The 11,249-nt window shown below is 68.1% G+C and carries 8 protein-coding genes; 3 read left to right on the forward strand and 5 right to left on the reverse strand.

Annotation, left to right across the window (positions count from 1 at the left end; genetic code table 11):
* Positions 1–215 precede the first annotated feature (215 nt).
* Positions 216–701: a pantetheine-phosphate adenylyltransferase gene (gene coaD, locus ACWELQ_RS23910; RefSeq protein ID WP_452399276.1), complete on the reverse strand. Its 486-nt coding sequence runs from the start codon at positions 699–701 to the stop codon at positions 216–218.
* A 263-nt stretch (positions 702–964) separates the two neighbouring features.
* Between coaD and ACWELQ_RS23915 the strand changes: the two genes are divergently transcribed.
* Complete coding sequence (locus ACWELQ_RS23915) at positions 965–2,128, forward strand: alkaline phosphatase family protein (protein ID WP_452399277.1); 1,164 nt, start codon at positions 965–967, stop codon at positions 2,126–2,128.
* Between the two features lie 101 nt (positions 2,129–2,229).
* Here the strand turns inward: ACWELQ_RS23915 and ACWELQ_RS23920 are convergent, their stop codons facing one another.
* From ACWELQ_RS23920 to ACWELQ_RS23935, 4 genes are all read right to left on the reverse strand, one after another.
* A complete protein-coding gene (locus ACWELQ_RS23920; protein ID WP_452399278.1) occupies positions 2,230–3,189 on the reverse strand; it encodes an RNA polymerase subunit sigma-70 in 960 nt (319 codons plus the stop codon).
* A 354-nt stretch (positions 3,190–3,543) separates the two neighbouring features.
* Positions 3,544–4,284 (reverse strand): SDR family oxidoreductase, encoded by a 741-nt coding sequence (locus ACWELQ_RS23925; RefSeq protein WP_452399279.1) that lies wholly within the window; start codon positions 4,282–4,284, stop codon positions 3,544–3,546.
* A gap of 72 nt (positions 4,285–4,356) precedes the next feature.
* Positions 4,357–4,914, reverse strand: coding sequence for a 16S rRNA (guanine(966)-N(2))-methyltransferase RsmD (gene rsmD / locus ACWELQ_RS23930; protein WP_452399280.1), 558 nt, complete (start codon positions 4,912–4,914; stop codon positions 4,357–4,359).
* Positions 4,911–8,315 carry a pyruvate carboxylase gene (locus ACWELQ_RS23935; RefSeq protein ID WP_452399281.1) on the reverse strand — a complete coding sequence of 1,135 codons (3,405 nt, stop codon included), beginning with the start codon at positions 8,313–8,315 and terminating at the stop codon, positions 4,911–4,913. The genes rsmD and ACWELQ_RS23935 overlap by 4 nt, the downstream gene beginning before the upstream one ends.
* A 359-nt stretch (positions 8,316–8,674) precedes the next feature.
* Between ACWELQ_RS23935 and ACWELQ_RS23940 the strand changes: the two genes are divergently transcribed.
* On the forward strand, positions 8,675–9,871 hold the full coding sequence (locus ACWELQ_RS23940) for a DUF7373 family lipoprotein (RefSeq protein WP_452399282.1): 1,197 nt from the start codon (positions 8,675–8,677) through the stop codon (positions 9,869–9,871).
* A 3-nt stretch (positions 9,872–9,874) separates the two neighbouring features.
* Entirely contained in the window at positions 9,875–11,137 is a 1,263-nt protein-coding gene (locus ACWELQ_RS23945) for a DUF7373 family lipoprotein (protein WP_452399283.1), read from the forward strand.
* The last annotated feature ends 112 nt before the right edge of the window (positions 11,138–11,249 follow it).

Below are 11,249 nucleotides of genomic sequence, written 5' to 3' on the forward strand. Positions count from 1 at the left end.
CCGCAACCCCGCCCGGCGGCTGCGCGCGCCGCTCACGCCCGACCGCGCACCGACCTTCGGCCGCATCGAACCGGCCCCCGCGCCGGAACCGCGCCGCCTCCCGATCCGGGCGGTATGAACCGCGGACCGCACGCTCGCGGGACCGTAAGGGGTTGCGGCCCCGCGAGTGTCAGCTCTTGCGTTCGGCTAGTGCCAGTTCTTGCGTTCAGCGAATGTCAGTTCTTGCGTTCGGCGATGCGGGCGAGCAGGCGCTTGTGGACGGCCGGGGGCACGAAGTCGGTGATGTCGCCGCCGTAGGAGGCGACCTCCTTGACCAGGGAGCTGGACACATAGCTGTAGGTGGGATTGGTGGCGATGAAGTAGGTGTCGACGCCGGTGAGTTTGCGGTTCATCTGCGCCATTTGGAACTCGTAACTGAAATCGGTGAAGTCGCGCAGGCCCTTCACCATGGCGGTGATGCCCTGCTGCTTGGCGAAGTCGACGGTCAGCCCGCGCCAGGATTCCACGCGCACGTTGGGCAGGTGCGCGGTCAGCTCCCGGATCAGTTCCATGCGTTCCTCGACGGTGAACATGCCCTGCTTGTTGGGATTCACCACGACGGTTACCACTACCTCGTCGAATTGCTCAGCGGCGCGCGCTATCACATCGAGATGTCCATTGGTCACCGGGTCGAAGGACCCCGGGCACAGTGCTCCAGCCATGGCCGCACGGTACCTTATAAGGGAGGGGTGATCGCTGACCGCACCAATTCGGACATTTCAGTCATGCCTGGTCAGCTATGGTTTTGCAACCCTACAAATGCTCGCCCACAGTTCGCCGAAACGCCCGCCTCGTTCGCGTACTGTTCGGTTTGCTCCCGTTGATCGTTTGAGAAGCCAATTGCGAAGCTGCATCGGCAATCTCGCTCGATCAGGAAGTAACACATATGGCAACGGCATCGTTGGGTCGGAAGATCGCAGTCACTGTGGCTGCGACGGTGAGCGCGTTCGGCGGCCTGGTAGGCGCGAACGCGTCCGCCGACCCGGGGAACGGCCACGGGTCAGCACCCGAGCACATTTTCTACATCATGATGGAGAACCAGGGCGACGAGGACATTCTCGGCAATACCGCCGACGCGCCCTTCATCAACGACTTGGCCAACAAGTACGGCGTCTCCACCGGCTTCCACGGCGTGACCCACCCGTCGCTGCCGAACTACCTGTCCATGTTCTCGGGCGACTTCCAGGGCATCTGGGACGACTGCAAGGCCGGGGCCGACTCCAAGTGCGCCCCTGAGGAATTCGTCGCCGACTCCGGCGACGGCACCTCCGGCGCGGCGCTGACCCCCGCGCAGGTCGCCTCCGCGACCAACCAGGCGCACATGTTCGGCGGCAAGAACCTGGTCGACCAGCTCGAGGCCAAGGACAAGTCCTGGAAGGCCTATATGGGTGCCATGCCCTCGGCCGGTTTCGAAGGCGAGTACGCGCCGGGCGTCGTCAACGGCACCCTGGTGAAGCTGTACGCCCAGAAGCACAACCCGTTCATGTACTTCTCGGACATCAACACGCCGGGAAACAAGCGTCTGCAGAACGTCGTTCCGTTCGAGAACAACTTCGACGCCGACCTGAAGAGCGGCCACGTGCCCGCCTTCACCTGGATCAGCCCCGACCAGTGCTCGGACATGCACGGCCTCTCGCACGCCGCCGCCACACTGATCAACAAGCCGACCTGCGAGGAGCCGGCCACCGGCGTCGCGCACGGCCCGATCCACCTGGGTGACGACTACCTCAAGGACACCGTCACCAAGATCATGAACTCGGAGACCTGGAAGAACACCCGTTCCTCCATCGTCATCTCCTGGGACGAGAACGACTACTCCGGCTTCTCCGGCGGCCCGGGCAGCCCGGTCGGCGCGAACAATGTCGTGCTGGGCGGCGGCGACGCCCCGCTGCTGGTGATCAACTCCGACAAGGTCCACAAGGACAAGGGCGAGAAGGGCAAGCCGGGCCCGCACCACAAGACGTCCACCGACGTGACCGACCACTACTCGACGCTGTCGGCGATCGAGGAGCTGTGGGACCTGGGCTGCCTGGCCAACACCTGCAAGCACCACGCCCCCGAGGGGTTCAAGGACCTGTTCGAAAACTGAGTCCCGTTCCAGGACTGACGTTTTCGACGTGCACCTGACACTGCCCGCCGTGTGTGACACGGCGGGCAGTGCCGCGTTGCCGGATGGCTCGCCGCGCCCGCTCAGCCCTCGACGACGGTCTCGAACCCGAAGGCCGCGACCAGGGCCGGGTCGTTGAACGAGGTGATGCGGGCGATGCGGTCGCCGATCAGGGTCAGCACCTGAATTCCGTACGCGCCGTAGCGGTTTCCTTCCAGATGCTTGTAGGCGACGACCGCCGGTTGGCCGTTGGCGCGGGTCGGGCGCAGCAGCCACAGGTCCTTTCGTACGACGCGCGCCATGAGGAACCCATGCACCGCCTCCCGGCCGGTGAACCACGTTGGGATGGGCGGCATTTCCATCTCGACGTCGGCGCGCAGTAGGGCGAGCAGCGCAGCGTGGTCTGCGCGCGTGAACGCATCAACGTAGTCGTCGAGCAGCCGACGCTGCGTCGACTCGTCCGGTTCGGCCAGATCCTCTTGCACCGGACCGGATTCGGCCAGCCGTGCGCGGGCACGCCGCAACGCGCTGTCCACGGCGATGGTGGTGGTGTCGAGCATGGTGGCAACCTCCGCGGATCGAAAGGCAAGCACATCGCGCAGCGTGAGCACGGCCCGCTGGCGAGCGGGCAGCAGTTGCAGTGCGGCGATGAAAGCCAGCCGGATTCCATTGCGCCCGGCCACGATCGCGGCCGGGTCGCCGAACAGCAAGGTGTCCGGCGTGGGTTGCAGCCACGGCACGCTGGGTTCCCGAGCGGCGACCGCCACCCGATGATCGTCCTCCGGCGCGCCCAACCCCGACGGCAACGGCCGCCGCGCCCGCCCCTCCAGCGCGGTCAGACACGCCATGGTGGCGATCTTGTACAACCAATTCCGCAGCGACGCCCGCCCTTCGAACCCGCCGATCCCCCGCCACGCCCGCAAATAGGTCTCCTGCACCAGATCCTCGGCATCCTGCACCGACCCCACCATCCGATAGCAGTGCGCGATCAACTCCGGCCTGAATCGCTCCGTGAGCTCAGCGAATTCACGCTCGGTCGGCACCGCTGCCGCGGCTCCTGCCGCGAGATCGAAAGGTCCCCCGGGCTCGGCCGCCGCACCGACGTCCGAAGATGCCGCACTATCCGGGGATACTGCCGCACCGGACCATGCTGCGGTATAGGGAGATTCGGCGGTTTCGGGAGACGCCGCGGCACCCGGAGGCGCCGCGTCGCCATGAGACCCGGTAGTGCCACCGGACGCCGCCGCTCCCAGGGGCCCCGCTGTACCACCGGGGGACCCAGCCGCTACCCGGGATGTCACCGGGTCCGGGGACGCGATGATGTCGGTGTGTGGTCCGGAATTTCGGGGCATGGCCGCTGCTTCCAGGGGTGGGCTGGTTTTCATGGTCGCGATACCTCAGCCGATTCGGCTGAGCCCGGCGCCGCTCACCAAGTATTCCGCAGCGCTGTCGGGATCGGCGGCGAGTTCGACCACTGCCTTGCCGACCTGTTCGGGGGTGAGCACCGGGCCCATTCCGGCGATGTAGGTTTCCACGTCCTTGCCCTCACGGCCCGCGTAGGCGGCGACCGCGTCCGCGCCGAGCCCGGTGGCGGGGGTGAGTCGCGGCAGCAGCGCCACGAATCGAATGTCGAGTCCGGCCCGCTCCGATTCCACCGCGGCGTAGGAACGGATGAATCGGATGGTCGATTTGGCTCCGGCGTATCCGCCGCTGAGCGGGGACCCGTTCAGCGCGGCACCGCTGGACAGGGCGATCACCGTGCTTCCCGGTGCCAGCGGCTGTCGCAGCGCCGCCCCCACCCATACGAACGCGTGCTTGGTGTCGACACCCCAGTTCCGGCTGAAGGTCTCCCAGGTCTGCTCGTGAATGGGCGCGGCATGCGGCGAAGCCCCGGCATTGAGCACCAGCAACCCGGGCTGGTAGACCCGGATCACCTTCTCCGCCACCGCTTCGTCGGTGGCGTCGGCGACCACGGCCACGAAGCCGTCACCGAGTTCGTCGTGCACTTCCTCCAGCGCCTGCGGGTCGCGCGCCACCCCGATCACCCGCATTCCCGCGCCGACCAAGGCGGTGGCGATTCCTCGTCCGAGCCCCCGGCTCGCCCCGGTGACGACAGCTGTTCCTACCGATTCCGACATCACGCACTCCCAAAGTCCGGTCTGTTCCTGTCAGGTATTCAGACCAGCGGGGGCAACGAAATCCGTCGGCGCTCAGCCCTCGAATTCGGCGAGGTCGATTCGGGTTTCGCCGTAGTCGCGGGATTTCAGTGCCGTGTAGCCCTTGGGCCAGGTGATTTCTGGGGAGCGGGTGGAGCGTTCGACGACGATGAGGGCTTCCTCGTGGAGCCAGGCGTTGTCGGCGAGGGCTTGCAGGTCGGCTTCGACGTCGGAGACTTCGAGGGCGTAGGGCGGGTCGGTGAAGACCAGGTCGTAGCGTTCGGGCGGGGAGGCGGACAGGACGGCGCTCACCGAGTTCTGCCGTAATTCCGCGCCGGGCAGGCCGAGGTCGCCGATGTTGCCGCGGATGATCGCCGCGGCCTTGCGGTCGGATTCGATCATCAGGGCGTGGGATGCGCCGCGCGACAAGGCTTCCAACGCCAGCGCGCCGGAGCCCGCGTAGAGGTCGAGGACGTGCAGGCCGTCGAAGTCCATGCGGGCGTGCAGCAGTGAGAACAGGGCTTCGCGGACGCGGTCGGAGGTGGGGCGGGTGCCCGCCGGGGGGACGCGCAGTCGGCGTCCCCCGGCGGTGCCCGCCACGATCCGGGTCATTCGGCGGCGGCCTCGTTGAGATTGACGTCGACCAGCAGGTCGCCGCCTTCCACCTGCTGCACCTTGGCGATGGCCACCCGCCGCACGATGCCCGCGCGCGGCGCGGTGATCGCGGCCTCCATCTTCATGGCCTCGATGGTGCCGATGGTGTCCCCGGCGGTGACCGAATCCCCTTCGGAGACAGCGAGGGTCACGACACCCGCGAACGGCGCGGCGATGTGCCCGGCATTGGTGCGGTCGGCCTTCTCGGCGGCCGGGATCTCGCTGGAGATGGACCGGTCGCGCACCGAGACGGGCCGCAGCTGCCCGTTGAGGATGCACATGACGGTGCGCATGCCGCGTTCGTCGGGTTCGGAGATGGCCTCCAGCCCGATGAGCAGGGTGACGCCCTTGTCGAGCTGGACGCGGTGTTCCTCGTCGTGGCGCAGGCCGTAGAAGAACTGGTTGGCCGAGAGCCCGGTGGTGTCGCCGAACTTCTCACGGTGGGCGAGGAATTCGGCGGTGGGCCCGGGGAACAGCAGCCGGTTGAGGGTGGCGCGCCGCTCGTCGAAGGTCCCGTTGAGCCCGGCCTCGTCGGCGGCGGTGAGCTGGGTTTCCGGCTTGGCGGCGCCGCGGCCTTCCAGCGCGCGGCTGCGGAACGGCTCGGGCCAGCCACCGGCTGGGGTGCCGAGTTCGCCACGCAGGAAGCCGATCACGGAGTCCGGGATGTCGTAGCGGGCCGGGTCGGCGGCGAAGTCCTCCACGTCGACGCCGGTGCCGACGAGCGCGAGCGCGAGATCGCCGACCACCTTCGAGGACGGGGTGACCTTGACCAGCCGACCCAGCAGCCGGTCGGCCGCCGCGTACTTGGCCTCGACCTGCTCGAACTGATCGCCGAGCCCGAGCGCGATGGCCTGCTGCCGCAGGTTGGACAGCTGCCCGCCCGGGATCTCGTGGTGGTAGACGCGTCCGGTCGGCCCCGGCAGCCCGGATTCGAAGGGCGCGTAGACCTTTCGCAGCGCCTCCCAGTACGGCTCCAGGTCGCACACGTTCTGCAGATCGAGCCCGGTGTCGTAGGGCGAATTCGCCGCTGCCGCAACGATGGCCGACAGGGCGGGCTGAGAAGTGGTGCCCGCCATGGGCGCCGACGCGCCGTCGACCGCGTCCGCCCCGGCCTGCCACGCCGACAGGTAGGTGGCCAGCTGGCCACCGGGGGTGTCGTGGGTGTGCACGTGCACGGGCAGGTCGAATTCCCGGCGCAGCGCGGTGACCAGCGTCGCGGCGGCGGGCGCGCGCAGCAGTCCGGCCATGTCCTTGATGCCGATGACGTGCGCACCGGCCTCGACGATCTGCTCGGCGAGCTTGAGGTAGTAGTCGAGGGTGTAGAGGTCCTCGTTCGGGTTCGACAGGTCGCCGGTGTAGCTCAGCGCGACTTCGGCCAGGGCGGTGCCGGTTTCGCGGACGGCGTCGATGGCCGGGCGCATCTGGTCGACATTGTTGAGCGCGTCGAAGATGCGGAAGATGTCGATGCCGGTGGCCGTGGCCTCGGAAACGAAAGCGCGCGTGACCTTCTCGGGGTACGGCGTGTAGCCGACGGTGTTGCGCCCGCGCAGCAGCATCTGCAGGTTGATGTTGGGCACCGCCTCGCGCAGCGCGGCCAGCCGCTCCCACGGGTCCTCGAACAGGAAGCGCAGCGCGACGTCGTAGGTCGCGCCGCCCCAGCATTCGATGGACAGCAGTTCCGGGGTCAGCCGCGCCACATGCCCGGCGACATCGAGCAGGCCGTTGGTGCGCACCCGGGTGGCCAGCAGCGACTGGTGCGCGTCACGGAAGGTGGTGTCGGTGACGGCCACGCCCTCGCGATTGCGCAGCCACCGCGCGAACCCTTCGGGTCCGAGTTCCAGCAGTCGCTGCCGCGTGCCGGGCGGCGGCGGGACGGTCAGGTCGAGGGCGGGCAGCTTGTCGTGCGGGTACAGCTTGGTCGGGCGCGAGCCGTGCGGCTTGTTGACGGTCACGTCGGCCAGGTAGTTCAGGATCTTGGTGCCGCGGTCGGCGGAGCTCTTGAGCGTCAGCAGTTGCGGCCGCTCGTCGATGAACGAGGTGGTGACCCGCCCCGCACGGAAGTCCGGATCGTCGAGCACCGCCATCAGGAACGGGATGTTGGTCGTCACGCCACGAATACGGAATTCGGCGACCGCGCGGCGGGCGCGCGCCACGGCGACATCGAAATCCCGCCCCCGGCAGGTGAGTTTGACCAGCATGGAGTCGAAGTAGGCCCCGACCTCCGCGCCGACGTTCGCGCCGCCGTCGAGGCGCACGCCCGCGCCGCCGGGCGAACGGTAGCCGGTGATGCGGCCGGTGTCGGGCCGGAACCCGTTGGCCGGGTCCTCGGTGGTGATGCGGCACTGCAGGGCCGCGCCGCGAATCTGGATCTTGTCCTGGCTCAGGCCGAGATCCGCGAGGCTCTCCCCCGCCGCGATGCGCAGCTGCGACTGCACCAGGTCGACATCGGTGATCTCCTCGGTCACCGTGTGCTCCACCTGGATTCGCGGATTCATCTCGATGAACACGTGATTGCCGCGCTCGTCGAGCAGGAATTCCACGGTGCCCGCGCAGGAGTACCCGATCTGCTTGGCGAAGGCGACCGCGTCCGCGCAGATGCGTTCGCGCAGCGCGGGATCCAGGTTCGGGGCGGGCGCGAGCTCGATCACCTTCTGGTGGCGGCGCTGCAGCGAGCAGTCGCGCTCGAAGAGGTGGATGACATTGCCGTGCTGGTCGGCGAGGATCTGCACCTCGATGTGGCGGGGGTTGATCACCGCCTGCTCGAGGAACACCGTCGGATCGCCGAAGGCGGATTCGGCCTCGCGCGCGGCGGCCTCGATGGATTCGCGCAGCTGCGCGGGATCGGCGACCCGGCGCATACCGCGGCCGCCACCACCGGCGACGGCCTTGACGAAGACCGGGAATTCCATGTCCTCGGCGGCCGCCATGAGCGCGTCCACATCCGACGACGGTTCGCTCGACCGCAGCACCGGCAGTCCTGCGGCCTTGGCCGCGGCGATGGCGCGCGCCTTGTTACCCGTCAGTTCGAGGACGTGGGCCGAGGGCCCGATGAAGGTGATGCCCTCCCGCGCGCAGGCGGCGGCGAGGTCCGGGTTCTCCGACAGGAAGCCGTAACCGGGGTAGACGGCGTCCGCGCCCGCGGTCTGGGCGGCCTTGATGATCTCCTCGATCGACAGGTACGCCCGTACCGGATGGCCGGGGGTACCGATCTGGTACGCCTCGTCGGCCTTGAGCCGGTGCACGGAGTTGCGGTCCTCGTACGGAAAGACCGCCACGGTTCCGATGCCGAGTTCGTAGGCCGCGCGGAAGGCGCGAATGGCGATCTCGCCGCGGTTGGCGACCAGGACTTTGGAGAACATGGAAAGAAGGTACCTGCCCCCGGACACGGATCGGGCATCGAAGTCCCGTTCGCAGCAATCTTCACAGTCCCGGCTCGGCGATTGCGAATTTGTGTTAATCACTGTGATACATGCCTGCCGGTGAGGGCTGCGGCGCGCCGACCACCGAATTTGCCGCCTTGCTAAGGAAATGCCCTCGGGTGCGGCCCGCGGCCTCGATCGCGGACCGAGACGTCACCGCGTCCGGATCGCCGTCCGATCGTGTCCGACACCACAGCGCGGACACGCCCGCGCGGGCCGCGCACCGGCCTCGGCGGGGCGCTGCGTTCGCACGCGAGAAGGCTTGGGGCGCGGTAAAATCCGGCGCGAGGAGGGGGTCGTTGAGATCGATCGCGTCGCGGACGCTGCTGCCGGTGACCCTGGCGCTGGTGCTCGCCGCCGGAACGGGTTGCGCCACCGACGTTTCCGGCACCCCGGTCCGGCAGCAGACCGATCCGGCGCGCCTGCAGGTCGGCAACTATCAGACGGTGCCGCGGGTGCTGGGAAACGCCAAGACCGACAAGCAGTCCCGGATACGGGAATCGCAGCGGCTGTCGGACCATGTGGCGCTGCCGTTCGAGGCGGACCGCGACTACGCCTACGAGTGCTCCAACGATGTCCACCCGCACCTGGTCACCAATCACAAGGGCCTGGGCGACATCCTGATCAACGACACCTTCGACGATGTCGCCCACGATCTGCGCGGCGGCTGGGTCAACACCTGGTGCACGGGCAAGGATTCCGACGAGAAGCACCGCAAGCTCAGCATCGCGGTGCTGGAGTTGCCCGACGCGGGCCGCGCGGCGGCGGTCGGCCCGGCGCTCGAGCACGACGACTTCACCTACAACGTCGACAATCGCCCGGTCACGCTGTCGAAATACGCTGACAGCCGGGCGCATTGGCGGCCGAACGTGGCGTCGCTGGGTTCGTGGACGGTGCACGATCGCTACGTGGTCTTCATCAAGGTCGTCGATGAGCTGTCCGCGCCGAACCTGGCGGATCTGACCGCCCGCACCGAGCAGATGCTGAATGTGGCGCTGCCGCTGCTGGACACGTTCGTGCCCACACCCTCGGACAAGTTCGAGCACATGCCGCTGGATCCGGACGGCATTCTCGGCCGGACACTGCCGACCAATCCCGAGGAGACGTTGCGCCCCGATCCGGACGGGGCCTACACCGGCCGGGGCGCATTACAGAGCCTCGACGACACCGACCTCGATTTCCTGACCGTCGGCCAGGTGGATCTGGTCGGGTACGGCGACGCGATCGTGTTCCACAGCCGGACCGGCACGGCCGCGGAAGCCCTGTGGCAGCGCTGGAATCCGGCCACCGGCAAGCCCGACAACCAGCAGACCCTCGCACCACCGCCGGATTTCCCGGGCGATGTCGGTTGCTTCTCGATCCTGTCGAACGGGGAAGTCGTCTTCAACCAGTGCACCTTTCACGTGGACCGGTACAACGTGCAGGTGGGGGCACGCAATGTGCTGGAGCTGTATCAGAAGACCTCCGCACAGTACGTGCTGGTGACAAGTAGGTGAGCGGTGCGGAGAATTCGTGAATCCCGAAGGCTGCGTGCCGGTTTGCTGGTGATCGCGGCGCTGGCGGCGACGCTGGCCGTGCTCATCGCGTGGGCGGCGGAGCCGATCGCGGGGCATCCGACGCCGGGGATGACCGCTCCGGACTGGTCGAAACTCGTGACGGGCCCGTACCCTTCGTCCCCCGCCGACTACGATCCGCTCTACAGTGCGGCGACGGACGTGTACCGCATCGAATCCCGGCGAATGCTCACCTATCTGGTGAGCCCGGACGAGATCGACCCGGACGTCACGCAGCTGGGTGCGGCCCGGACGCTGGACACCTCCGACGGCAATTTCGGCGATCCGGACGACTTCCTCGGCAAGAACGCGCCGTTCCCGAAGAACTGGCAGCCGGTCGCCGTGGCGAACCGGCTGATCGCGGGCGCGTACATCTGGCGCAACAACGGCAGTGTGCGGGCGCGCAAGCACATCACGCTGGCGCTCATGCGATTTCCGACCGAGCAGGCGGCGCGGGCGGCCGCGAACGGATTCGCCGACACGCTGGCCACGCCCGGCTCGCATCCGATCGTGATCGACGGCGTCGACGCCCGCGCCTCGGCGGTCACCGATGACCGCGGGCAGTTGTTCGCGGCGCACGGCGTGTACGTGATCGTCGAGCACGTGGTGATCCCGCAGACCGACGCCACCGCGCTCGAGGAACGCCTGAAAGCCGTGCTACAGGCCCAGCTGGCGCGCATGGCGGACCTGAAACCTACGCCGCTGGAGGATATTCCGGATCTGGCGGCCGATCCGGACGGGCTGCTGCGGATGACCCTGCCCAACAAGTTCGACAGCTCCGACGAGGACACGGACTCGTGGGGTGTCGCGCAGGGCGGGCTCTACAGTCCGGCCGGTGCGCTGCACTTCGAACGGGATGTCACCGCGGTCCGCAGGGCCTTCGACGCGGCCGGGGTGGATGTGGTCGCCCGCAATGCCGCCACCGTGTATCGCACCCGGGATCTGGCGGCGGCGTTCGGATTACAGGCGGCGCTGACCAAGCCCGGGCGCGACGACGACGTGATGGCGAGCCCGCCGGGCCTGGTGGACGCCTCCTGTCTGCAGCTCGACGAGCCGGAGCCGATTCGCCGTCACACCTACCTGTGCGCGGTCGTGTACGGCCGGTATGTCGCAATGATCGGGTCGCAGGCGGCATTCAGCGGGGCGGAACCGTCGTCGTTCCCGCAGCGGGTGGCGGCGCAGTATTCGATGCTGGCCAAGAGCGGATAGCGGGCCTGCCATGAGCTTTCCAACGATGTCCGGCCGGATCCTGGTGCTGGCGTGCGTGATCGGGTTGGCCGCCGGGTGCGGGTCGGGCGGCCACCAGCCCGCCGCGACGGCC

This window comes from Nocardia sp. NPDC004722, assembly GCF_053601505.1.

What these genes read in the sequence shown, in the direction of transcription:
- coaD (WP_452399276.1), bottom strand. Translation starts at nt 701, where the DNA reads ATGGCTGGAGCACTGTGCCCGGGGTCCTTCGACCCGGTGACCAATGGA.
- ACWELQ_RS23925 (WP_452399279.1), bottom strand. Translation starts at nt 4,284, where the DNA reads ATGTCGGAATCGGTAGGAACAGCTGTCGTCACCGGGGCGAGCCGGGGG.
- rsmD (WP_452399280.1), bottom strand. Translation starts at nt 4,914, where the DNA reads ATGACCCGGATCGTGGCGGGCACCGCCGGGGGACGCCGACTGCGCGTC.
- ACWELQ_RS23935 (WP_452399281.1), bottom strand. Translation starts at nt 8,315, where the DNA reads ATGTTCTCCAAAGTCCTGGTCGCCAACCGCGGCGAGATCGCCATTCGC.